The sequence below is a fragment of the Ottowia cancrivicina genome (assembly GCF_029813755.1).
GTDB lineage: Bacteria > Pseudomonadota > Gammaproteobacteria > Burkholderiales > Burkholderiaceae_C > Ottowia > Ottowia massiliensis.
The window spans coordinates 58,353-79,832 of sequence record NZ_JARVII010000009.1 but is presented as its reverse complement, the minus strand read 5'-3'; the positions used below and the strand labels follow the sequence as shown (position 1 = coordinate 79,832).

Sequence of the window (21,480 nt, the reverse complement as noted above, 5' to 3'; positions counted from 1 at the left end):
GCGCCTTATCCGGCTAGCGCGGCCTTGACGGCGGCGGAGACGGCGGCCATGTCGGCCTTGCCTGCCAGGCGCGCTTTGGCTGCGCCCATCACTTTGCCCATGTCGGCGGGGCCGCTGGCGCCCACTTCAGCCACCAGCGCCTTGACGGCGGCGGCCACTTCTTCGGCGGACAGACGCGCGGGCAGATAGGCTTGCAGCACGGCCAGTTCGGCGGTTTCCTTGTCGGCCAGGTCCTGGCGGCCCGCCTGGGTGAAGGCGGCGATGCTGTCCTTGCGCTGCTTGGCGAGCTTGTCCACGATGGCGGCGACGGCCGCGTCATCCAGCGTCACGCGCTCATCCACTTCCTTTTGCTTGATGGCCGCTTGCAGCAGGCGTATGGCGCCCAGGCGCGCGCTGTCCTTGGCGCGCATGGCGGCTTTCATGTCTTCAGTGATGCGTTCCTTGAGGGTCATTTTTTACTTTCGGCTTGTGGCGCGGGGCCAATGAAAAAAGGCTCGCTGAGCGTCCCCGGCGAGCCTTTTGAAAACGTGCGTGTGAGCCGTGCGTTCAGTACAGCTTTTTGGGCAGCTGCATGCTGCGCACGCGCTTGTAGTGGCGCTTGACGGCAGCGGCCTTCTTGCGCTTGCGCTCGGCGGTGGGCTTTTCATAGAACTCGCGGGCGCGCAGTTCGGTCAGCAGACCCAGCTTTTCGATGGTGCGCTTGAAGCGGCGCAGGGCCACGTCAAACGGCTCGTTTTCTTTCACACGGATGGTGGTCATTTAAATGAAGGTTTTCCATGAATGTGCGGCCAGCGGGCGCGGGCCAGATCAGCTCCCGCGCCATGCGCCGCAAAAGTCGCCCCGCTTTCAGAAACTAGTATGTGGCCGCGGGGCTTTTGCCAGCAAAGCCGCGCATTATAGCCAGCCGCGCCTCATTCAGAAACGTCAGGAGCAGGCGCCGCCTGCTGCGGCTTGCGCGGCGGTTTGGGGCGGGGCGGCTTGCTGGTGTGAATGATCTGCGTGGCCTGCGCCACTTCGCCCGCCGCCAGCAAAGGGAAGGCTTGGGCGGCGCGGTCCATGGCTTGTTCGATGCCGATGCGTTCATCCAGCGGCGGCTTGCGCAGCACCCAGGCCGCCACTTCCGCCTTGTGGCCGGGATGGCCAATGCCCAGGCGCAGCCGCCAGTAATCGCCGCTGCCCAGTTGCGCATGAATGTCGCGCAGGCCATTGTGCCCGGCGTGGCCGCCGCCTTGCTTGAGCTTGGCCTCGCCCGCAGGCAGATCCAGCTCGTCGTGCGCCACCAGAATTTCCTGCGGCGCGATTTTGTAAAAACGCGCCAGCGCCGCCACGGCCTTGCCGGAGAGGTTCATGAACGTCTGCGGCTTGAGCAGCCAGACGGATTGCCCTTGCACGCTGGCGCGCGCCGCGTGGCCGTGAAAGGCGCGCTCGGGCGCCAGCGTTGCCCCCAGCTGGCGGGCGATCTGGTCAATCCACCAGAAACCCGCGTTGTGGCGCGTGTCGGCATATTCAGGCCCGGGGTTGCCCAGGCCAACAAAGAGTTTGATCATGGGCGGCGATTATTGTGGAAGCGCCGCTCTTGCAGCGGCGTATTTTCCTGGCCGGTTCCAGTCAGGATGGAGCCGGCCATGAGGTTTGAAATCTTCCGGCAGCATGTCTTGATTTCAGGCGCAGCCAAATTGAAGGGGCGATGGCGAGATTGAAATATATCGGGTGATTTTCTATGGTCAGAAAGGCGATTCGTCCGCCATGACGTGTGGCGCCTGATCTGGATAATTCCTATTTATGTTGAGAAGAAAATTGGAAAACCGTTTTTATTGCCCAGAATCATTGAATGAACTAAATGGCGGGTGAATGACCAGGAAGGGCCGGTAAAAGGCTGATAAAAGTCTGTTGGAAAGCGGTTGGGCCGCGCGGTGCATGCGCCATGCCGTTTTCGTGCGGATTACAGAGGCAGGGCAATTTCATTTGCCGCAGAAAGGGCGCGAGCGGATTTTCCGAAGGCGGGGCAGGGTTTTCCTTAATGATGAATGAATATTCTGGTCGATATTCCGTGTATAATGCCCCGGTCATTTTTCCCTGACCGAAGGCGCTGCGCGTCTTCACCTCTTTGCATGGCCCCGCAACAGGGTCATCACCCTTCGCCAGGGGCCGCGCGCCCCTGATTTCCCTTCAGCGAAAGGGCGCCGCGCCTGCCGGGCGCGGGCCGCTTTTTCGCGCCGGGCGCGGTTCATTGAGGGCTTGTCGAACCAGGGAATGGGCAATGGGCCTTTGGCCTTGCGCCTTTCGGCATCCCCTGGCTGGCCGTGCCGCCGACGACAAGGAGTGCGCCTCATGGCCAAGCAAATCCGCGTCGAGCATGTTTTCAAGGTGTTCGGCAACCATCCCCAGCAGGCGCTTGCGCTGGCGCGCGAAGGCGCGGGCAAGCAGCAGATTCTGGAAAAAACGGGGCAGTCCATTGGCGTGTTTGACGCCGATTTCACCATCGAGGCGGGCGAGCTGTTCGTCATCATGGGGCTGTCGGGTTCGGGCAAGTCCACGCTGGTGCGCATGCTCAACGGGCTGATTGAACCGACGGCCGGGCGCGTGGTGATTGAGGGGCAGGACATCAACGCGCTGCCTGCCGCCGCCTTGCGCGCGCTGCGGCGCAAGGACATCAGCATGGTGTTCCAGTCGTTTGCGCTGATGCCGCACATGACGGTGCTGGACAACACGGCGTTTGGCCTGGAGCTGGCGGGTGTGCCGCGTGATGAGCGCCAGCGGCAGGCCGCGCAGGCGCTGGAGCAGGTGGGCCTGGGCGGCTGGGGCACCCAATACCCGGACGAGCTTTCGGGCGGCATGCAGCAGCGCGTGGGGCTGGCGCGGGCGCTGGCGTCTGACCCGGCCATCTTGCTGATGGACGAGGCGTTTTCGGCGCTGGACCCCATCATCCGCGCCGAAATGCAGGGCGAGCTGCTGCGCTTGCAGCAGCTGCAGCGGCGCACCATCGTTTTCATTTCGCACGATTTGCAGGAGGCCATGCGCATTGGCGACCGCATCGCCATCATGCGCGACGGGCAGGTGGTGCAAATCGGCACGCCGGACGAAATCCTGCGCGCGCCGGCCAATGCCTTTGTGCGCGATTTCGTGCGCGGCGTGGACGCCTCGGCGGTGTTCAAGGCGGCGGACATCGCCCGCAAGCCGGCGGTGGTTTACGTCTCGCATCACACCGATCGCGGCTGCCGGCCCGTGCTGGCGCTGTTGCAGGAGTCAGACCGCAGCCATGCCTACATCGTCAATTCGCGCCAGCAGTTCGAGGGCGTGGTGTCGCAAGACGCGCTGCGCGCCGCGCTGCACGGCCACACCGGCCCGCTGGGCTTGCAGCACGCCATGCTGGCGGATGTGCCGCTGATCGAGGCGGACGCACCCGTGGCCGATCTGGTGGGCCAGGTGGCGCAAGCGCCGTATGCCGTGCCCGTGGTGGGCGAAGCCGGGCGCTTTCTGGGCGCCATCAGCAAGAGCACGCTGCTGAAGTTTCTGGACCCGGGCACGCCGCCGCTGCCGCCGCAAGCCCCTCCCGCCAACGCCGACACGCAAAGGAGCGCCGCATGAGCGATACCCCTCTGAAACTGGATGCCGTCCCCCTTGCCAACGCCACTGGAGACGACCCCTGGCAGGCTGCCGCTTCCGCAGCCCCTGCCGACTGGCTGGACGATGCCTCCGATGCAGTGGAAGCCGCCGCTGGCGCCGGCCCTGCCGCTGCGCACGGCGCGGCCGACGCGCTGGCGGGCCATGCCGATGCGATCGAGGCCGCCATCAACCAGGGGCTGGGCTGGTTCGTGGAGCAGTTCCGCCCCTTCTTTCAGGCCGTGCGCGCGCCCATTGACGGCACGCTCGGCGGCGCAGAGCGCCTGCTGACCGGCACGCCCATGCCCGTGATGGCGGCCCTGCTGGGGCTGCTGGCCTGGCAGTTCGCGGGGCGCGCCACGGCCCTCGGGGCCGTGCTCTCGCTGGCCGTGGTGGCGGCGCTGGGCGTGTGGGAGCAGGCCATGGTCACGCTGGCGCTGGTGCTCACCTCGCTGCTGTTTTGCATCGTCATCGGGCTGCCGCTGGGCATCGCGCTGGCCGCCAGCGACCGCGCGCAGCGCCTCATCCGCCCGCTGCTGGACGCCATGCAGACCACGCCCGCTTTCGTTTATCTGGTGCCCGTGGTCATGCTCTTTGGCATTGGCAACGTGCCGGGCGTCATCGTCACCATCGTGTTCGCGCTGCCGCCGCTGGTGCGGCTGACCAACCTGGGCATCCGCCAGGTGCGGCCCGACCTGATCGAGGCCGCCCACGCCTACGGCGCCTCGCCCATGCAGATGCTGCTGAAAGTGCAGCTGCCGCTGGCGCTGCCTTCCATCATGGCGGGCATCAACCAGGCGCTCATGCTCAGCCTGTCGATGGTGGTCATCGCCTCCATGATCGCCGTGGGCGGCCTGGGGCAAATGGTGCTGCGCGGCATCGGCCGGCTGGACATGGGGCTGGCCGCCGTGGGCGGCCTGGGCATCGTGCTGCTGGCCATCACGCTGGACCGCATCACCCAGGGCATGGGCCAGCCCCGCCGGGGCGTGCGCCACTGGTGGCAAAGCGGCCCGGCGGGGCTGATTGCGCGGCTGTTCCAGCGCTGACTGCCCGCTTGGAACAGGTTCTTACCCACACCGTGAAAGGAAACGCTTGCATGAAACCGCTACGCCGCGCCTTCTTTGCCGCCCTTTTTGCCGCCAGCCTGGCGCTGGCTTTTGCCGCCTTTGCCGCCAGCGCCCGGGCCGAAGGCCGCCAGCCGGGCCAAGGCGTCAAGGTCTATCCCATCCAAAGCTCCATCGCTGAAGAAACCTTCCAGACCCTGCTGGTGGTCAAAGCGCTGGAGCAGCTGGGCTATGACGTGCAGCCCATCCGGGAAATCGAATACGCCACGGGCCACCTGGCCATCGCCAACGGCGACGCCACCTTGCTGGCCGCGCACTGGAACCCCCTGCACGCCGACTTCTACAAAAACGCCGGCGGCGACGCGCGCCTTTACCGCCAGGGGGCCTACTCCACCGGCGCCGTGCAGGGCTACCTGATCGACCGCAAAACCGCCGAGCAGCACCGCATCACCCACATCGACCAGCTCAAAAACCCCGAAATCGCCCGCCTGTTCGACGCCGACGGCGACGGCAAGGCCGACTTGACCGGCTGCAACCCCGGCTGGGGCTGCGAAGCCGTCATCGAGCACCAGCTCAGCGCCTACGGGCTGCGCGACACCGTCACCCACGTGCAAGGCGCTTACGCCGCCCTCATGGCCGACACCATCACCCGCTGGCGGCAGGGCAAACCCATCCTCTACTACACCTGGACGCCCTACTGGGTCAGCGGCGTGCTGCGCCCCGGCCAGGAAGTGGCCTGGCTGCAAGTGCCCTTTACCGCGCTGCCCGGCGAGCAGGCCGGGCAAGACACCCGGCTGCCTAACGGCAAAAACTACGGCTTCATCGCCAACCAGCAGCAAATCGTGGCCAACAAGGCATTTACCGACGCGCACCCCGACGCCGCCCGGCTCTTTGCCGTCATGCAACTGCCCGTGGGCGACATCAACGCCCAGAACCTGCGCATGAAAGACGGCGAAAACAAACCCGCCGATATCGAACGCCACGTGCAGCGCTGGATTCGCGCGCACCAGGCCACCTTCGACGGCTGGCTGGAGCAAGCCCGCGCGGCGGCCCGCTGATTAGCTCCTGATTACATAGCATGAGGTCCTAGTGGATACAGCGCAGAGCAGGTTTTAGAGTATCTGAATTTGCTCCTCTTTTTGAATCAGCCTGAAAGGCATATGAGCTGTTTCAAAGATTGTCTGTGGGCGTTCACTTGCGGAAGGCAATGCTGCAAAGCTTCTTGCTGCCCGGCCGCTCGTTCAGGCGGATGGCGCAGGAGCTGGCCTTCCTGCCCGGCTGGCATTGCGCTGGACAGATTGCTGCCTTCTTGCGCGTCTTCCGCCAAATCGGGGCGAGCCGCAAGGCGCGAGCAGTGAATGAATGGACATGCCCAGCTGAGTCCGTGGCGTGGTTTTGCTCTTCTATCAATAGCAAGATATCTTGGTGCAGACTGTGGAAAACGGCATTTCAGACCTGCTTAATTTGCTCCTTTTTCGATATTGGACGGCGGGTCGGCCTCGATGAAATACCTCTTCCATTTACGCTCTGATACACAGGGTAACTACTTAAAAGGCGGGCTTCGCATTTTTTCGTTCAGACTCAAAACACCTGCGGCGCTTGTGCGCGAATCAGAACAAGCCCGCTTTCCGCTTTTCTTGACGGGCGCATTCCGCCCTTTTTTCATGTGAGGAGATGCACACCATGACCTTTAAGACCAAAACCAGCCTGATGGCCGCCGCCGCCCTGACGGCGATGATGCTGGCCGCTTGCGGCGGCGATGACGACGGCGGCGAGGTGCCCGTGCCCACGCCTAACCCCAACAATCCTTCCAACCCTTCTAACCCTTCCAACCCCAGCGCCACAGGCCGCATTGAGCCGTATGACCTGCCAGCCAAGGTCGAAGCCAAGGCAGCGGCCCGCAGCCGCCTGCCCGCGCAGGCGCCCATCGCGCAGGTGGACCTTGGCGCGCTGGCGCAAGCCAAGTCTGATGAGGTGCTGAACCAAAACAGCGGCCCCGGCGTGCCTCTGCAAATCGGCTTGGCCCGCCCTGCGCAGGCCACCGCCGCAGCGGGCGATTTCGCCGGCCTGCTGAACTGGACGCCCACGGCCGATGGCGCGCAAGTGGCGGCTATCCGCTTCACGTCTGACCAGGCCTACGGCGTGCGCCTGGGCCTGAAAGTGGAGCAGCTGCCTGAAGAGGCCGTGCTGCGCTTTTATGGCGACGTGAATGACGCCGCAGGCGGCGAAGTCGTGGAAGTCAGCGCGAAAAAAGTGCTGGAGCTGCTGGCGCTTAACCGGCAGGCGGGCGTGAAGGGCGACGAGGCCGTCACTTACTGGGGGCCTGACTTCGGCGGCGCGGCGACCACGCTGGAAATCGAGCTGCCCGCCACCGTCCGCACCACAGACGTGCAGCTGTCCGTCCCCTCGGTCATGCACAACGTGATCGACCCCGCCCGCGTGCATGACTTCCAGCTCAAGGGCGTCGGCGACGCCGGAAGCTGCAACCTCAATGTCACCTGCAACAGCGCGCTGTTGAACACCGAAAGCCGCGCCGAAGCGCAGATGAGCTTCGCCAGCGACGGCAAGCAGTACGTATGCACCGGCACGCTGATGAACGACGCCAAAAACAGCGGCACGCCCTACTTCCTCACGGCCAACCACTGCCTGTCCACGCAGGCCGTGGCATCCACGCTGCAAACGCGCTGGTTCTTCCGCGCCGCCAGCTGCGGCAGCGCCAACAGCATGTACAGCGGCGCGCGGCAGCTGAGCGGCGGCGCGCGCATGCTCTACGCATCGGCCAACACCGACACCGCGTTCATGCAGCTCAATGAACAGCCGCCTGCAGGCGTGCGCTATGCCGGCTCGTACTTTGGCGGCGTGGTTGGCCTTGAAACGGAAGTGACAGGCGTGCATAACCCGCGGGGCGATTTGCAGAAATACAGCATTGGCACTGTGAAAGCCTATGCCCGCCAGGTTCAAACGAGCCAAGGCACGGCCTTGCAGACCAGCGCCACGCCGCAGAACTTTTTGGCTGTGGTGTGGAGCCAAGGCACGACCGAAGGCGGCAGCAGCGGCTCCGGTCTGTTCCGCACCATTGGCAGCACCCGCTATGTCGTTGGCCAGCTCTTCGGCGGTGACGCCAGCTGCGCCAACCGCGAGGGCGGCGATGCCTATGGCCGCTTCGACCTGGCCTACAGCGCCGCTCTCAGCCGCTGGCTGAATCCGTAAACCGCAGCCTCTCCAAGGCGCATTGAAACGCCGCCACGGCCTGCCGCCGTGGCGGTTTTTTATCGGACAAATCATGTATTGCCCCCGCTGCCAAACCACATTGCTGCGCGCCACCCGGCTGGAGGACGGCCTGGTTGGCGAAAGCTGCCAGAGCTGCCAGGGCGCGCTCGTGGGCCTGGCCCATTACCGTGACTGGGCGGAGCGCGCCCCGCTGCCGCAGGATGCCGAGGCCGGCGCCCCAGCCGCTGACGTGCAGCCCGTGCCCGACGGCCAGCGCGCCCTGCGCTGCCCCAAATGCAGCCGCCTCATGAGCCGCTACCGCATTGGCCACGGCGTGAGCAACGCACTGGATTTGTGCCCCGCCTGCGACGAAGCCTGGCTGGACGGCGGCGAGTGGCGTCTGCTGCGCGCGCTGCAATTGAGCCGCCACGTGCCCCGCATCTTCACGCAAGTCTGGCAGCACCGCATCCGCGCCGAGCAGCAGGCCCAGACCGCCCGCGAGCGCCTGCGCCAGCAACTGGGCGAAGAAGACGCAGCCAAGACGCAGGCGCTGCGCGAATGGCTGCAGGGCCACCCCAAGCGCAACCTCATCCTGCAATGGCTGAACCGGCCTTGAGCGCCTGTTCATGATTGGGCCGTGAGGGGCGAAGCGCGGCCTTGGGCGTGGCCAATCCTGGCTTGCCTGCGCCGCATGGCCATCAGCGGAAGGCTCAGGCGCGGCCAGTGGATGGCGGGCGGGGTTTTGGAGCCAGTCCCACCCGCCAAGTTATGCTCAAAACAGGAGCAAATTCAAGGGGCTAAAACGCCCGCCTGCGCAGCTTCCACTAGGACCTCATGCTATGGATAAAGGAGCGAAACAGCGCTGCTGATCCGCTCTTTTCCGGCCGTTCTTCCGCTTGCTCCAGCGTTTGCGGCCGGACGGCGGGCAGGGCCGGGGCCGGTTTTCAGGCCAGCACTTCGTAGCCTTCTTCGCGGATGGCGGCGGCCAGCGCCTCGCGCGGCTGGCCGGATTCCACGCGCACACTCTTTTGCGCGCGGTCGATGCTCACTTGCGCGGCGGCGTCCAGCTGTTTGATGGCGCGGGTGACGGCGGCTTCGCAGTGGCCGCAGGTCATGCCCTCGACGGTGAATTGGTGTGTCATGGCTGTTTCCTTTCTGGAGTTGCGGTGAAGTGTTGAAGATGAGACTGGCCGCGCCGCATTCAAGCGCGGCGGGCCGGGCGCTTTCATGCGCTGCGCCGCCGCACGCCAGCATGCGCTTGCTTGTCATTCATTTGCCGCCCAATCTGAATGACAACACGGTTTGTCCTTCATGGAGCAAGGGCAAGCTGCTTTGTCGCTCATGAAATCAATTTTTTGAGTCACAACGCGGTTTGCTCTTTATGGCGCAAGCACAAATCGCGTTGTCGTTAATGTGATTGCGTTTTTTAATGGCAATGCAGGCCGCAGGAGATAAGGCATGCCGCTGGACTTCACTTCCGCCGTTCACTATCACTTGGGGCAGTTTCCGCCTGGTGCGCCAAATTACGCGCGATTGATGCAGGGGCTGCTGGACGCCACGGCGGCGCTGGCGCGCTATGACCAGATGCTGCGCGGCCTGCACAACAGCGAGCTGTTCGTGACGCCGCTGCGCGGGCAGGAAGCGGTGGTGTCTTCACGCATGGAGGGCACGATCAGCACGCTGGATGAAGTTCTGCTGCTGGAAGCCGAGTTCGGCCCTGGCGGTGACGAGCGCGCTTTGCGCGAGCTGCGTTCTGACGCGGTGGAAACAGCCCTCTATCGCCGGGCCATGAATACGGCGCAAGCCATGATGCAGGAGGGGCGCCCCTTGTCCGAATCGCTGCTCAAAAGCATGCACCGGCAGCTGCTTTCCTTTGGGCGCGGGGCCGGCAAGTCGCCCGGAGCCTACAAACACGAGCAGAACTACGTTGGCGAACGCGGAAGCGGCCAGGTGAGCTTTGTGCCGGTGGCGCCGGAGCATTTGCCCGGCGGCATGCAAGCGCTGTTTCGCCTGATGGATGACGAGGCCATGCCCGTGCTGCTGCGCACGGCGCTGGCGCATGCCGAATTCGAGGCGCTGCATCCGTTTGAAGACGGCAATGGCCGCCTGGGCCGGATGCTGATCACGCTGATGCTGTGGCGCGGCCGGGCGATTGCCGAGCCGCACTTTTACATCAGCCGCTACCTTGAAGACCACAAGGATGAATACGTGCGGCGCCTGCGCAATGTGTCCGCGCAAGGGGACTGGGACGGCTGGTGCGCCTTCTTCCTGGAAGCCGTGGCGCGGCAGGCCGAGGCGAATCTGGCCGCAGCGCAGGGCATCCGCGACCTTTATGAAGAGATGAAGCCGCGCTTTGCCGACGTGCTTGCGTCCAAACATGCCGTGGCGGCGCTGGACTACTTGTTTGCCAATCCGGTTTTCAGCAACAGCCGCTTTATCCGCAACGCGGGCATCCCGGGGCAGACAGCCGCGCGTTTCAGCCGCGTGCTGCTGCAACAAGGGCTGCTGGAAACCGTGCGCGAGCCTGCCGGGCAGCGCCCAGCGATTTATCGCTTTGAACCCCTGATGCGCAAAGTGCGGGTATAGGAGCTGGTTCAAAGTCTGGCCGCAAACCGGTTTTTTGCCGCAGGCCGCGCCCCGTAAGCCCTCTTTTTCGCTACTTTCTCAATAGCGTCAGGTCCCGTCAAACTGTGCGACAGGGGCGTTTTTAAGGGCCTGAAATTTGCTCTCGCAAAAAGAGCGAAATGCGCGAAGCCTGGGGCTTGGTTTTCAGCGTTTTTTCAGTGCCGCGCGCCACAGCGCGGCCGCCAGGGTCAGGCCGGCCAGGCCCTGGGCCAGGGCGATGGCGCACCAGAAGGCCAGGGGCGAGCGCCAGGCGGGCCAAGGCCCCAGGCCGGTGAAGGCCAGGGCATGGCCCACGGGCAGGCCCAGGCCCCACAGCAGCACGGCGTAGATGACGAAGGGCAGGGTGGTGATGCGGTAGCTGCGCAGCGCGAAGAGGCTGGCGGCCTGAAGGGCGTCGCCCAGGTGGTAGGCGGCCACGGCGGGCAGCAGCGCGGCAGCGGCGGCGGCAATGGCGGCGTCGCCCACATATAGCCGCGCGATGGGGCCGGCGGCCAGGGCGATGAGGCTGGCGGTGCAGGCGGCCAGCACGGCCGTTGCGGCCATGCCCACGGCGGCGGCGTGGCGCGCGCGGGCGGGCTGGCCCGCGCCCAGCCAGTGGCTGATGCGGGCGCTGGCGGCAATGCCCAGCGCCAGCGGGGCCATGAAGACCACGGTGGCCACGCTGGCGGCGATTTGGTGGCTGGCGGCGGCCAGCGCGCCCAGGCGGGCGACGAGCAGGGCCATGAAGGTGAACGAGGTCACTTCCACCACGACCGCCAGCGCGGCGGGCACGCCCAGGCGCAAAAAGGCGGCAAGCTGCCGCCAGTCGGGCCGCTCCGGCTTTTGCCAGATGGCGTAGGGCGCATACAGGGGCCGCCCGCGCAGCAGCGCCAGCGCGGCGAGCATGAGGCCCGCGTAAACGGCCAGCGTGGCCCAGGCGCAGCCTGCCGCGCCTTGCGCGGGCACGCCCAGGCCGCCAAAGGTGAACCAGGCCGAAAGGGCTGCCTTGGGCAGCACCGCGCCAATTTGCAGGGCCGTGACCAGCCGGGGCTGCCCCAGGCTCTGGTTGAGCGTGCTGTAGAGGCGGAAAAACAGCGCGGGCGGCAGCGCCCAGGCTTGCACGGCCAGGTAGCGGCGCGCTTCGGCCTGCAAGGCCTCGGGCACTTGCGCGGCGTCCAGCAGGGGGCCGGGCATGAGCAGCACGGCCATGCCCAGCGCGCTGGCGGCGGCCAGCAGGTAAAGCGACTGGCGCACCGACTGGCCCAGCTGCCGCAGGCGGCCCGCGCCGCGCAGCTCGGCCCACACGGGCAGCAGGGCCTGCAACAGGCCCATCAGGCCCACCTGCACGGTCACGTAAACGGCCACGCTGACAGACAGCGCGGCCAGCGCGTCTTGCGAGTAGCGCCCGGCAATGAGCGTGTCGGCCAGGCCAAAGGCCACGGCGGCCAGCTGCCCGGCCAGCACCACGGCGGCGTGGCGGGCGATGGCGGCCAGCTCGCCGCCCCGGCTCCGGGCGGCGTTGGCGGGGCGGGCGGGGCATTCAGGGGCGCGCGCCATGTTCACCTGCGCAGCCGCATGAAGGCATCGAATTCCCAGCGCCGCATGGCAAGCACGAGCGTGTAGCCCTCGCGCGCGGCCTCGGGCAGTTTCTGGTCGGCCAGGTGCTGCTGGGCGAAGTCTTGCGCCACGCGCTGCAAGCGTTCCAGAAACACCGGCGCCAGGCTGCGGCTGACGCTGCCGTGCACCAGCAGCAGCCCTTCGGCGGGGCCGTCAAAGCCGCCGCTGTAGTAGTCCAGCGCCACGTTGTCGCGGAAAAAGTTCATCACCGGCCCGTGCGGCCGCCAGCGGAAGGCCTTGGCGAGCTTGAGGCGGTAGCGGTTGCCGGGCTTGAGGTCGATGATGCCGATGCGGTCCAGCTGCGCCAGGCATTTCACGCATTCGGCTGAACCCAGATGAGATATCCCATAGGGCAAAGGTGAGATAAATCTGGGATTTGGCGGGAAATTCAGGGAGATGGTGGGATGGAATTTGCAAAGCCTTTGCACATTCTGCAAGAGGATGCGGGCATCATTGCTGAAACAAGAAATCGCCCAAAACGTCAATCACAGCGCGCTCGTCGTCGGGTGCCAGAGTGCCCGCTTGCGGGTTGGCCATCAGCAGGCCGCGGCGGGGCATGCGGCGCTTGCCAAATTCGACACCAAATTCATGGAACGTGGCATAGCTCTGGTCAAAGCCGACCCTCACACTGCCCGCCTCTGCCTGGTAGCTCAAGCCTTGCAACATGTCGCCATAACGGTCGAGCAGCCGTTCGTTGCCGCTGCGGCCGGCCTTGATGGCCGCCGGTGTGCCCGGGCGGGGGTAGCTTTTATCGGTTGCATCGGCCCATTTCTCCCAGGGCTTGCCTGTCGGATCGGTGCGCGTTTCAAAGCGGCGGCTGACGCGGCTTTCCATTTCCGCGCCAATACCGGTCATGGCCGGCGTCATGTCTTGCAGTCTGTTCTGCAAGGTTTGCAGCAGATCCCTGAAGGCTTCGTCGTTAATGGCAATCGTCAGCATGATGATCAGTGGCCGGGCAGGTCAAATGGCAAGCCATCGTTGCGCCTGGCGCCTGCCAGCAGCTCGGCTATAGTGAGTACGCGCCCTGTGGTCGGTTGAGCTGTCCCCACCCCGTTTGCCTGCGGGGAGTTCAGCAGTGTTCCCGGCAGGGCGCTTTCTATTTCCACTGCTTCCAATGCATGCAGCAGCTTGCGCGACTGGCTGCCTTGCTGCAAATCCTTCACCGTCAGCTTCAGGCGGTAGAGCCTGCCCTCGATCAGCGCGGGCGCGGCCAGCCGATAGATCCACTGCACATACTCATTGCGGTGCATCAAGTCCGCATGCCGCTCCACCACCACGGCGCGGCGCACCAGCGCCTTCAGGGCCGCTACGGCTTGCAATGAGGGGCGCGACTGACTCATGTTGTCCCCCATCTTTTTGACTGACCTGCGGTTAAGCCGCAGCAGCCAACCCGTATCGTTATTGGGCAGTCCGTCACTGCCTTGCAGCTCTTGCAGCAGCGCCGTGGCGGCTTTCATCAATTCAGCATGTGCGAGACCTTTGCCGAACTCATCGCCTTGCAGCCGCGTCATTTGCACCGGCGGCAAATCGGCCAGGCCCGGGCGCTGGCCTGTGAAGTCCTGGCGGGGCAGCCCCACATGCAGCCGCTCCAGCCGGGCTGCCTGGGCCAATGCAGGCACAGCTGCCCCCAGCTTGTCGGCTTCCAGCCTGGCCAGGGCGCGCTGGCGCGCCTGCCCGGCGTTGTAAGCAAAGCCCGGGTCTATGCCCGCAGGCGTGTACGTCACTTCGCCCGTGCGCTGGTTGATGAACTCCACCCGATACTGCGGCGGCATCTCTTTTTTCAGCGCACTGCCATCGGGCGCCAGGCCCCGCTCGTAATCACGGCGCGACACCGACACCACCCGGCAGCGGCAGCGCCAGCCATTGGGCGGCCAGTGCTCGCTCCAGAAGGCGTCATCCACCGGCAGCGTCACGTTGTGCCAGGCGCGGTGCTGCGGGCGCACTTTCCCGTCATCGCGCGTCACATAGCGCACATACGGATGCGTGCGCCTGGCCGCCCACGCGCGCTCCCATTGCCCCGCTGCGTGCGCCTGCCGCAAATTCGTATCGAAAATCAGCGCCAGCCGCATCGGGTTGAAAACCGTCTTGATCACCTTGCCCGTGGTCGGATCCACCATCTGCCGCTCGCCCCACCAGGCCGCATCGGCCAGCAGCTGCTGCACATCGCGCATCCAGTCCCTGCGGCTCAAATCGCCCTGCACCGAACGGCGGATGCCTTCGTACACCGCCTGCAACAAATCCAGCCGCGCCAGCCTCGAGACGGTGAACTGGCTGGCATGCTCGTCCTCCCACAAATCCTGCCAGTCGTGCGTCACCGTCAACTGCGCGCGCGCCTGCAAATAGGCAATCGCCCCGGCCGCAGGCAGCCTGCGCAGCCGGGCAAACTCCGCTGCTGCCGACATCGCCCCTTGCCCCTTACTCGTCATCCAAACCCGCCCGGGCCGCGCCCCGCGCGGCAAAAGCCGCCCGCGTCAGCGCCTGTGCCAGCGCATCCGCATCCATCTCGGGCAACACACCCGGCAGCGCATCCAGCAACTGCCCGGCCGTCCAGCCCTCCTGGCTGGCGCGCGCCATCAGGCGGCGCAGCGGCGTGGCCATCGGCTCCAGCGCCTCGCGCCACTGGGCCAACTCCTCATCCACCAGCTCATCCAGCGCATCCCTGCCCACGGTTTGCCCCTCGGCAAAGCTGCGCGGCACGCCGCCCGCAGCGCTGGCAGGCAACGTCGGCTGATTGGGGGCCAACTCCCAGTGCTCACCGTATCGGGCGCGCACCCCGTCCAGCGTCATGCGAAAGCCCATCGCCGCCACGTTCGCATCCGTCTCACTGGCTGCCTTGATGTCCTCGGCCGCCTTGATCGTGCGCGACACCATGCAAGGCTGCAAACCGTTGAACTCGCAAATCCACCGAATCAGCGTCGCATTCAATGTGTCACTGAGCAGATCGCTATCGGCCTGGCTCAACTCCAGCCGCACCGCCTCGCGCTCGTTGGCCGCTGCGGCCAGCGCCCCGCCGCTTTGGCCGCGCGGCGGCTGCCCCAGCAGCACCTCCATGATCCAGTCATCCATGTACTCCACCAATGACTGATTGGGCGTCATCCCGCCGCTGCTGATCCTGGCTTCCAGCAGGGTGATATCCACGCCTTCCGGCGTCATGATGAAACCGTCATTGCTCATGGCCCGCAGCGCCTCAAACAACGTGCCCTTTTCCCGCGCCTTCGCCTCGCGCGGATATTTGCCCCAGGGCGTTGGCGTGCCAAAGCGGTCGCACAGCTTGCCCCAGGCCAGCACCCCCTTGCGCTTGAAAAACACCGGCCAATACAGTTGCAGCCCCAGCCCGACGCCGTAGGGGTTGTCATCCTCCGCATTAATGCGGTGCACGATAAATTTGCGATCGGGCACCGGCACGCCCTGCTGCATGGCCTCGCGCACCAGCAGGCGCAACTCGGGCGGGCCGCCCGCTTCGCCCTGCACATAAACGAAACGCCGATGCAGCCGCTTCGGAGCGCGCTCGGGCACCACCATTTGCCGCCCGCCTACTTCGCGCAGCGTCCACACAATCTCGGCGGGCTGCCAGCCCATCAGCAACGCGTCCAGCAAATCCACGCACAGGCGGTCAAAAGCGAACCCGTTCAGGATATCCATCACCAAGGCTGCATCGCGCCCGCCCGCCTCGCTGGCCTGCACCGGCTCCACCGACCACGGGCGGCTCACCACCGCCAGCTTGCGCTTTTGCAGCCCGCTGAACACCTTGCCGTCGCGCTTGAGGTCGCGATACAGCTCATGCGCCAGCGAGCCACCCTTGCCGCGCTCCAGCAGCAGCGGGTCATTGGGCTGCAAGATGCCCATGAAAACGGTATTCCACGGGTCCAGCGCCAGCGGCGCTGCCTCGGCATCCAGTTGCGGCCAATCTTTCTTGTCTTTCATGGGCTGCCTCACAGAAAACCTCTCGTTTCCTCTTCATCCGAGCGCGCGCCGCCGCTCATGAACTCCATCGGCGCGGCCGCCGTCAGTGAAGCAAACCAGGCCAGCGCCCCGGCAATGGCCGTATCCCCGTGGCGCTTGCCGCCTGCGGCATCCTTGAGGGCCACCCCATCGGGCACCTTGGGCACGCCACGTACCAGCTGCACCGCCCGGTGGTCATCCAGCACCCCGCTGCTGCGCGGCAAGGTGATATCGCCATCCTCGAACGCCGCGCGGTACCTGGGCATGTTCTCCATGTACCACTGCTGCGACAGCATCACCCGCTGCACCCGCGCCGCGCCATAGCGCTGCATCGCCACCTCGGCCAAATAACCGCCGTTGCCCGTCGCGTCATGCGCCCCGCCCGCAAACCCCGGCAGCGCATCCACAATAAAAAACAGCGCCTGTCGCTGCTGCTCAAACGGCACATTGCGCAGCTCCACAATGAAGGGCGCCTGGCGGTGCAAATGCGCGTCTTGCAGCAGAGGCACCAGCGCCGACAAATCCCCCGAACGGGCAAAGTCCATGCCGTAAAAACTGCGCGCCTGCGGCGGCAGCGCCTCCAGCAGCGGCTGCACCTGCGTGTGCAGCCAGCCATCCACAAATGCCATCCGCTCTGCGGCCGCGCGCACCTCAAAGCCGGGCGGGCACTGAAGCCGCAGCACCGGCAGCGCATCGCTCATGCGGCTCTCCAGCAGCGCCCGGCTGAAATAGGCGCCACTGCTCGCGCTCGGAATGCAATCGAGCTCCTCATCCGCGTTATCGCGGTAAAAGTCATAAATGCCCTGCACCCAGGCATCCTCATCGGCCTGCGACCACGCCCGGCCCATGCGCAAACACACCCGCCGGTACAGCCCCTCGTTGACGGCCTGCCGGAACGTAATGCGGTGAATGCTGCCCCGCTGCCGCCCGGCGCGAATGTCCTGGCAAAGCAGGTTGAATGGGTTGTCCGCGCCAAAGTGCGTCGAAATCAAACGCACCTTGCCTCCCCATATGAGAAAGGCCATCGCCGCCTTGATCAGCGCGTCCAGGTCGTCCTGAAACGCCGCCTCATCGCCCACCAGCACCCCCTGGCGACCGCGCAGCTTGCGCGGCCGCGAGGCCAGCGCCGTAATACGGTGGCGGCTTTTGGGAAAGCGAATCGAAAACGTCAGAATGTTCTTGTTGCGCTCATCATCGCCATCTTCATCCCAGATGCCTTGCTCCACACTGCCGGCGGCCTGATTGAACTCGCGCGCCCACATCGCGCAGGCGTCGATGTACTCCTCGGTCATATCCTTGTCCTGGCCGATGTAGTACACGTTCTGCCCGCCCGCGTTTTTGGCCGCCGCCGCAATCAGCACGTCATCGGCCGCCTCGGCCCAGGTCAGGCCCGTGCGCCGGCCCTTTTCGGCCACCTTGAACGGCGACGCATCGGCCACCCAGCGCTGCTGATACGGCAGCAGCACCGCAGGCAACGCAGCGCCCATGCCCGCGCTCATGCCTTGTCTCCCACACCCAGAATCCGCTGGCGAATGCTCGCCACCAGCTCATCGCTCATGCCCGCCTGGCGCGTCATGCTCTCCACTTCGCGCGCCGCCGCATCCGCGCGCGAACGCACCTGCTCGCGCAGCCTGCGCAACTGCAGCTCCACGTCCACGTGCGTCTTGTTGGCGCCCGCCAGATCTTTCAGCGCCCGGGCCAGCAGCATCACATCCATGGCCTTGACTGGCTGCCGCGCCTCGCCCAGCTCGCTCAGCGACTGCCAGGCCACCACACGCAGCATTTCGGGTAGCAGGCGCGCCACGTCGCCGCCCGGCTCGGCTTCCAGCTTGTCCACCCAAACTTTTGCCACCTCCTGCGCCTGGCGGTACTTCTCCATCGCATCGCGCGCGCCCTTCACATAGCGCCCCACCGCGCTGCGCGACACATTCGCCCCCAGCGCCTGCAAGGCCTGCAAGATTTCGGCAATCGTGCGCCCCTCGCGAATCAGGCCATTGCACGCCTGCACCAGCTCGGCGGGCAGCGCGGCCACGGTGCTACGCCGGCCCATGCCTCACTCCGGCTGCGGGCGCGCCACACCCGGCACTGCTGCGCGCCCGCGCGCCACATCCAGCCCGCGCCGCGTCAGCGTGGCAATGAGCACCGCGGCCACGCGCTGCTGCGTCAGCAAACCTTGCTCGGCCAGCCAGGCCAGCTCGCCATGCAGCAAGTCACTGCCCACCACATGCCCCAGCTCCTCCAGCATGGTCTCCAGAATGTATTCATTGGCCTGGTAGCCCGCGCTATCGGCCAGCACCCGCAAAATCACCAGACGGCGATCGCGCGCCAGATGCCGCGCATACGGCGCCTGCTGCTCAAAGTTGTGTGTCATGTCGTCCTGCTTTCAGCAAAAAATCCTCCACGCGCCGCGCTGCTGCGCGCGCGCCGCGTGCCTCGTTGAACACCAGCTCCTGCTTGCCCTTGAGCGCAGCCAGCTCCACCCGCAAATCGCCAAACTCCTTGCCATCGGGCATTTGCGCAATCAAGCGCCCGTGCCCCTCCTGCGCCACGCGCAACTCGGCCAGCGCCTGGCTCATGGCCGCCTCCACCGCCTGCACATGCGCGCGCGTATCCACCTGCCGCGTCGCGCGCCAAACCCACAGCAGCACCAGCGGCAGCAGCGCCATTTGGGCGGCCGCCAGCGCCAAAAGCAGCGCATCCATCTCCGGCGAACCCAGCCTCATGGCGCAACGCCCCCCGCGCCGCCATCGAGCCAGCGCACCAACTCGGCATGCTGCCCCGCACAAGCGCCATAAGCGTCATACGAGCGCTTGAGCGTCAGCACCAGCGCATCCATATCAGCGCCCCCGCTGTGCGGCGGCGGCGGGCACAGCGCCAGCAAAGCCGCCGGCAGCGGCCGCAGCGGCTGCGGCCCGGGCGGCGTCAACCTGGCGCAAGACGCCAGCATCCAGCACGCAAGCAGCGCGCAAATCAGCCGTTTTGGCAAGTGCATCGGCAAGCTCCCTCGTCGTCTCATCATCGGCCCTGGCGCGGGCAGCGGCAGCGCGGCGCAAACGCTGGCTCGCCTCCTGGCTCTGCTGCACCAGACTGCCGTGCTGCTCCAGCACCGCAGACAACTGCTGCACCAGCTGCGCGTCATGCCGCGCCCGCTCGGCCAGACGGCCATCTGCGCGCCCGCGCCAATACCCCGGCGCCGCCCCCGCCAGCGCAGCCAACAGCACCGCAGCAAGCCATCTCATGGCCGCACCTGCCGCACCTGCTGCTGCGCAGGCTGCCACACCGGCCCCCAGCTGGCCCCCCAACTCGCATACCGCGGCTGCAAAACCAGCAAAATGCGGCGCGGATAGGCCAGGTTCTCCCTGCAATGCAGCGCCGCCCGGCGCGCCCGCCCGCAAGCCGCATCAATCTGCCCGCGAGTGGGCAGCGCCAGCCCCGTGGCCTGCGCCTCGGCCCGCCAGTGGGCCTCGCCGCCGTTGTAGCCGCGCAGCATCAGCCACAAGCGGTCAAAACGGTGCATATACGCCGGCGTGCGATCAAACAAAAACTTGTCATAGCCCACCATCGCCCGCAGCGCCCAGGCCGGGTTATGCGGCAGGCAATCCCAATCGGCCACCCCCTCGCGCGCGCACCACCAGCGCGCCGTCGCCGGCATAAACTGCGCCAGCCCCCGCGCCCCCGCGCGGCTCACCGCCGCCGCATCCCAGCCGCTTTCCTGGTGCACCTGCGCCGCCAGCGCGGCCACCGGCGCATCCAGCCCCCACTGCAAATGCGCCTGCCGCAGCAACTCGCGCTGAAAGCGCCCCGCCAGCGGCAGCGCCTGCCCGGCCGACTGCGCCCAGGCAGGCACAGCCAGCAGCAAAGCCAGCGCCCACAACGTGAACCTGCGCATCACGCCCCCAGGCCCACGGCCAACATCCCCGCGCCCACCACCAGCGCGCGGCGCACCATGCACACCGCCCCCAGCAGCAGCAACTCACGCGCCCCGGCCGCATCCAGCGGCGCACCCGCAGCCTCATCTGCCGCCGCCTTCGGCTCCGTAAACGACACCACATCCCGCAGCGCCGCAAACCGCGTCTCCGGCTGCTGCGCAGCCTGCGCCCCCAGCAGCAACACATCCGGCCGCGCATAAGGGAACATGCTGCGGTCCAGCCAATAACCGGCCAGCGCCGCCAGCGCCATCAGCGCCAGCTTGTAAACGGCCACCGGCAACTGCTGCGGCGCCATCCACCCCACGGCAGCCAGCAGCAGCAACGCGCAAAACAACCAATCGGCCAAACGCACGCGCGCCAGGCGCGCGCCAAACCCAAGCAAACTCATTTCAAGGCACTCCAGCGAGAAGGGAAAAACGTGCACCTGGCCTGCCGGTTTATCAAATGCCCGGCCATCAACAGCGCACACTGACCAAACCCCAGCCGCGCCAGCGGCAACTGCTGAACACAAAAATGCCGGCAACTGCCGCAGCGCGGAACACACGGTTTGGACATGCCCCTCACTGTCGCGCAAACAAAGCGAGCGCCCCAAATGAAAAGCTTCAAAACAAAACGGCCACCCAAAAAGGGTGGCCGTTGCAGAAGAAACCGGGTGACAGGGCAGCAGTGCGGGGCCTACTTTTTCCTCTCCGGCGCTTTGGCCGGCGCATCGAGTTTTTGCATTTGCCTGGCCGTATGGCGCAAGCCCCGCTTCACGGCATTGATGTTTTCCTCCTGCGCAAGCGCCTCCGGAGCCACCCCGCTGTTTTTCACCATCATGGCGCGCACATCCTGCCCCACCTGGTGCGCCGTCTTTTGTGCGTTGCGCAAACCGATATTGGGCGTTTGGCCCAGCCTTGCAGCCGTTTGCGTCACCCGAAACAAATTACCCGCCAACTCCGTCAGCCCCATGAAATCATAGGCAGTATCCCTAGGGCCCAACCCCCGCAACTGCTTGAGATCGCGCAAACTCATGTTGTACATACCCCGAAAGCCGGCATCCTTGAACAGCCCCTGCTCATGCGACTGCACCCCCGCGCGCTGAGCTGCTGCGGCCATTGAACTTTCCGCAGACTTCAAATCATCGCGCGTTTCAATGCGCCCCAGCTCATACTGGCCCAGCCGCGCGGCAATCACCTCATTGGCCAGCGCCGCCATCGCCACCTTGGCCGCCGCCACCTGCGGCTTGCGCTCATCGGCATGCATCGTCACCAGCAGGCAGGCAAACCGCGTCAGCCGCACAGACACCCGCTCCTGTCCGTCATCCGCATCCACAAACGTTGTGGGCATGAACTCGCCCGTTGCATCCATCTCCAGCCGCGCGCAACTGGCCTGCGCCTTCAAAATCACCTTTTGAAACGACGCCCAGCTCTCATAACCCAACTCGCGCATCAAATCATGCGCCAGCCAGTAGCGCACGCCATTTTGTTTGGCACAACCTTCAAACGCCTCAATACTGAAAGCCATCGCAA

At 65.8% G+C, this 21,480-nt stretch carries 23 protein-coding genes and 1 pseudogene; 6 read left to right on the top strand and 18 right to left on the bottom strand.

Annotated elements, in window-relative coordinates; genetic code table 11:
- Window positions 1–5 precede the first annotated feature (5 nt).
- From QB898_RS06065 to pth, 3 genes are all read right to left on the bottom strand, one after another.
- Window positions 6–452, bottom strand: coding sequence for a GatB/YqeY domain-containing protein (locus QB898_RS06065; protein ID WP_102283207.1), 447 nt, complete (start codon window positions 450–452; stop codon window positions 6–8).
- Window positions 453–546: 94 nt separating this feature from the next.
- Window positions 547–759 (bottom strand): 30S ribosomal protein S21, encoded by a 213-nt coding sequence (rpsU, locus tag QB898_RS06060; RefSeq protein WP_012346814.1) that lies wholly within the window; start codon window positions 757–759, stop codon window positions 547–549.
- A gap of 152 nt (window positions 760–911) precedes the next feature.
- Window positions 912–1,547 carry an aminoacyl-tRNA hydrolase gene (gene pth, locus QB898_RS06055; protein ID WP_279524225.1) on the bottom strand — a complete coding sequence of 212 codons (636 nt, stop codon included), beginning with the start codon at window positions 1,545–1,547 and terminating at the stop codon, window positions 912–914.
- Between the two features lie 784 nt (window positions 1,548–2,331).
- On the opposite strand from pth, the gene proV reads away from it, so the two are divergent.
- The 5 genes from proV to QB898_RS06030 all read left to right on the top strand — a co-directional run bounded on the left by proV (window position 2,332) and on the right by QB898_RS06030 (window position 8,493).
- Window positions 2,332–3,588, top strand: a complete 1,257-nt coding sequence (proV, locus tag QB898_RS06050; RefSeq protein WP_279524224.1) for a glycine betaine/L-proline ABC transporter ATP-binding protein ProV — start codon at window positions 2,332–2,334, stop codon at window positions 3,586–3,588.
- Entirely contained in the window at window positions 3,585–4,649 is a 1,065-nt protein-coding gene (proW, locus tag QB898_RS06045; RefSeq protein WP_279524223.1) for a glycine betaine/L-proline ABC transporter permease ProW, read from the top strand. Before proV ends, proW begins: the two co-directional genes overlap by 4 nt.
- Window positions 4,650–4,699: 50 nt before the next feature.
- Window positions 4,700–5,725 carry a glycine betaine/L-proline ABC transporter substrate-binding protein ProX gene (gene proX / locus QB898_RS06040; RefSeq protein WP_279524222.1) on the top strand — a complete coding sequence of 342 codons (1,026 nt, stop codon included), beginning with the start codon at window positions 4,700–4,702 and terminating at the stop codon, window positions 5,723–5,725.
- A 625-nt stretch (window positions 5,726–6,350) separates the two neighbouring features.
- Window positions 6,351–7,877, top strand: coding sequence for a trypsin-like serine peptidase (locus tag QB898_RS06035; RefSeq protein ID WP_279524221.1), 1,527 nt, complete (start codon window positions 6,351–6,353; stop codon window positions 7,875–7,877).
- A 73-nt stretch (window positions 7,878–7,950) separates the two neighbouring features.
- Entirely contained in the window at window positions 7,951–8,493 is a 543-nt protein-coding gene (locus QB898_RS06030; protein WP_279524220.1) for a TFIIB-type zinc ribbon-containing protein, read from the top strand.
- Between the two features lie 328 nt (window positions 8,494–8,821).
- On the opposite strand, the gene QB898_RS06025 is transcribed toward QB898_RS06030, so the two are convergent.
- A complete protein-coding gene (locus QB898_RS06025; protein WP_050715620.1) occupies window positions 8,822–9,019 on the bottom strand; it encodes a heavy-metal-associated domain-containing protein in 198 nt (65 codons plus the stop codon).
- A 316-nt stretch (window positions 9,020–9,335) separates the two neighbouring features.
- Here QB898_RS06025 and QB898_RS06020 point away from each other — a divergent pair, with 316 nt between their 5' ends.
- Window positions 9,336–10,463 (top strand): Fic family protein, encoded by a 1,128-nt coding sequence (locus QB898_RS06020; protein ID WP_279524219.1) that lies wholly within the window; start codon window positions 9,336–9,338, stop codon window positions 10,461–10,463.
- Window positions 10,464–10,646: 183 nt separating this feature from the next.
- On the opposite strand, the gene QB898_RS06015 is transcribed toward QB898_RS06020, so the two are convergent.
- From QB898_RS06015 to QB898_RS05955, 14 genes and pseudogenes are all read right to left on the bottom strand, one after another.
- The gene (locus QB898_RS06015; protein ID WP_279524218.1) at window positions 10,647–12,038 is read right to left on the bottom strand and encodes an MATE family efflux transporter; all 1,392 of its coding nucleotides are present in this window, start codon (window positions 12,036–12,038) and stop codon (window positions 10,647–10,649) included.
- Between the two features lie 2 nt (window positions 12,039–12,040).
- Window positions 12,041–12,433: pseudogene (locus QB898_RS06010) on the bottom strand (helix-turn-helix domain-containing protein); the annotation flags it as partial.
- Window positions 12,434–12,548: 115 nt separating this feature from the next.
- Complete coding sequence (locus tag QB898_RS06005) at window positions 12,549–13,037, bottom strand: phage virion morphogenesis protein (protein ID WP_279524216.1); 489 nt, start codon at window positions 13,035–13,037, stop codon at window positions 12,549–12,551.
- Window positions 13,038–13,042: 5 nt separating this feature from the next.
- A complete protein-coding gene (locus QB898_RS06000) occupies window positions 13,043–14,413 on the bottom strand; it encodes a phage minor head protein (protein ID WP_279524237.1) in 1,371 nt (456 codons plus the stop codon).
- A 100-nt stretch (window positions 14,414–14,513) separates the two neighbouring features.
- On the bottom strand, window positions 14,514–16,022 hold the full coding sequence (locus tag QB898_RS05995; protein WP_279524215.1) for a DUF935 domain-containing protein: 1,509 nt from the start codon (window positions 16,020–16,022) through the stop codon (window positions 14,514–14,516).
- A gap of 8 nt (window positions 16,023–16,030) precedes the next feature.
- Window positions 16,031–17,539 carry a hypothetical protein gene (locus QB898_RS05990; RefSeq protein WP_279524214.1) on the bottom strand — a complete coding sequence of 503 codons (1,509 nt, stop codon included), beginning with the start codon at window positions 17,537–17,539 and terminating at the stop codon, window positions 16,031–16,033.
- Window positions 17,536–18,090, bottom strand: a complete 555-nt coding sequence (locus tag QB898_RS05985; protein ID WP_279524213.1) for a phage protein Gp27 family protein — start codon at window positions 18,088–18,090, stop codon at window positions 17,536–17,538. Before QB898_RS05985 ends, QB898_RS05990 begins: the two co-directional genes overlap by 4 nt.
- 3 nt (window positions 18,091–18,093) lie before the next feature.
- Window positions 18,094–18,411, bottom strand: coding sequence for a VpaChn25_0724 family phage protein (locus QB898_RS05980; RefSeq protein WP_279524212.1), 318 nt, complete (start codon window positions 18,409–18,411; stop codon window positions 18,094–18,096).
- Window positions 18,395–18,763 (bottom strand): hypothetical protein, encoded by a 369-nt coding sequence (locus QB898_RS05975; protein ID WP_279524211.1) that lies wholly within the window; start codon window positions 18,761–18,763, stop codon window positions 18,395–18,397. Before QB898_RS05975 ends, QB898_RS05980 begins: the two co-directional genes overlap by 17 nt.
- Complete coding sequence (gene lysC, locus QB898_RS13420; protein WP_428982744.1) at window positions 18,760–18,987, bottom strand: Rz1-like lysis system protein LysC; 228 nt, start codon at window positions 18,985–18,987, stop codon at window positions 18,760–18,762. Before lysC ends, QB898_RS05975 begins: the two co-directional genes overlap by 4 nt.
- A complete protein-coding gene (locus QB898_RS05970) occupies window positions 18,878–19,279 on the bottom strand; it encodes a hypothetical protein (RefSeq protein ID WP_279524210.1) in 402 nt (133 codons plus the stop codon). Before QB898_RS05970 ends, lysC begins: the two co-directional genes overlap by 110 nt.
- Window positions 19,276–19,929, bottom strand: coding sequence for a transglycosylase SLT domain-containing protein (locus tag QB898_RS05965; protein ID WP_279524209.1), 654 nt, complete (start codon window positions 19,927–19,929; stop codon window positions 19,276–19,278). The genes QB898_RS05970 and QB898_RS05965 overlap by 4 nt, the downstream gene beginning before the upstream one ends.
- Window positions 19,929–20,357: a putative holin gene (locus tag QB898_RS05960; RefSeq protein WP_279524208.1), complete on the bottom strand. Its 429-nt coding sequence runs from the start codon at window positions 20,355–20,357 to the stop codon at window positions 19,929–19,931. Before QB898_RS05960 ends, QB898_RS05965 begins: the two co-directional genes overlap by 1 nt.
- Window positions 20,358–20,644: 287 nt before the next feature.
- Window positions 20,645–21,475, bottom strand: a complete 831-nt coding sequence (locus QB898_RS05955) for a damage-inducible protein D (protein ID WP_279524207.1) — start codon at window positions 21,473–21,475, stop codon at window positions 20,645–20,647.
- Window positions 21,476–21,480 lie beyond the last annotated feature (5 nt).

Bases quoted from the DNA above. Each gene is read 5' to 3' on its own strand.
- QB898_RS06015 (WP_279524218.1), bottom strand. From the start codon at position 12,038: ATGGCGCGCGCCCCTGAATGCCCCGCCCGCCCCGCCAACGCCGCCCGG.
- QB898_RS05985 (WP_279524213.1), bottom strand. From the start codon at position 18,090: ATGGGCCGGCGTAGCACCGTGGCCGCGCTGCCCGCCGAGCTGGTGCAG.
- proV (WP_279524224.1), top strand. From the start codon at position 2,332: ATGGCCAAGCAAATCCGCGTCGAGCATGTTTTCAAGGTGTTCGGCAAC.
- QB898_RS05960 (WP_279524208.1), bottom strand. From the start codon at position 20,357: ATGAGTTTGCTTGGGTTTGGCGCGCGCCTGGCGCGCGTGCGTTTGGCC.
- QB898_RS05995 (WP_279524215.1), bottom strand. From the start codon at position 16,022: ATGAAAGACAAGAAAGATTGGCCGCAACTGGATGCCGAGGCAGCGCCG.
- pth (WP_279524225.1), bottom strand. From the start codon at position 1,547: ATGATCAAACTCTTTGTTGGCCTGGGCAACCCCGGGCCTGAATATGCC.
- lysC (WP_428982744.1), bottom strand. From the start codon at position 18,987: ATGCTGGCGTCTTGCGCCAGGTTGACGCCGCCCGGGCCGCAGCCGCTG.
- QB898_RS05980 (WP_279524212.1), bottom strand. From the start codon at position 18,411: ATGACACACAACTTTGAGCAGCAGGCGCCGTATGCGCGGCATCTGGCG.
- proX (WP_279524222.1), top strand. From the start codon at position 4,700: ATGAAACCGCTACGCCGCGCCTTCTTTGCCGCCCTTTTTGCCGCCAGC.
- QB898_RS06030 (WP_279524220.1), top strand. From the start codon at position 7,951: ATGTATTGCCCCCGCTGCCAAACCACATTGCTGCGCGCCACCCGGCTG.
- proW (WP_279524223.1), top strand. From the start codon at position 3,585: ATGAGCGATACCCCTCTGAAACTGGATGCCGTCCCCCTTGCCAACGCC.
- QB898_RS06020 (WP_279524219.1), top strand. From the start codon at position 9,336: ATGCCGCTGGACTTCACTTCCGCCGTTCACTATCACTTGGGGCAGTTT.
- QB898_RS05970 (WP_279524210.1), bottom strand. From the start codon at position 19,279: ATGAGATGGCTTGCTGCGGTGCTGTTGGCTGCGCTGGCGGGGGCGGCG.
- QB898_RS05965 (WP_279524209.1), bottom strand. From the start codon at position 19,929: ATGCGCAGGTTCACGTTGTGGGCGCTGGCTTTGCTGCTGGCTGTGCCT.
- QB898_RS05990 (WP_279524214.1), bottom strand. From the start codon at position 17,539: ATGAGCGCGGGCATGGGCGCTGCGTTGCCTGCGGTGCTGCTGCCGTAT.
- QB898_RS06025 (WP_050715620.1), bottom strand. From the start codon at position 9,019: ATGACACACCAATTCACCGTCGAGGGCATGACCTGCGGCCACTGCGAA.
- QB898_RS06065 (WP_102283207.1), bottom strand. From the start codon at position 452: ATGACCCTCAAGGAACGCATCACTGAAGACATGAAAGCCGCCATGCGC.
- QB898_RS06005 (WP_279524216.1), bottom strand. From the start codon at position 13,037: ATGCTGACGATTGCCATTAACGACGAAGCCTTCAGGGATCTGCTGCAA.
- QB898_RS05975 (WP_279524211.1), bottom strand. From the start codon at position 18,763: ATGAGGCTGGGTTCGCCGGAGATGGATGCGCTGCTTTTGGCGCTGGCG.
- QB898_RS06035 (WP_279524221.1), top strand. From the start codon at position 6,351: ATGACCTTTAAGACCAAAACCAGCCTGATGGCCGCCGCCGCCCTGACG.
- QB898_RS05955 (WP_279524207.1), bottom strand. From the start codon at position 21,475: ATGGCTTTCAGTATTGAGGCGTTTGAAGGTTGTGCCAAACAAAATGGC.
- rpsU (WP_012346814.1), bottom strand. From the start codon at position 759: ATGACCACCATCCGTGTGAAAGAAAACGAGCCGTTTGACGTGGCCCTG.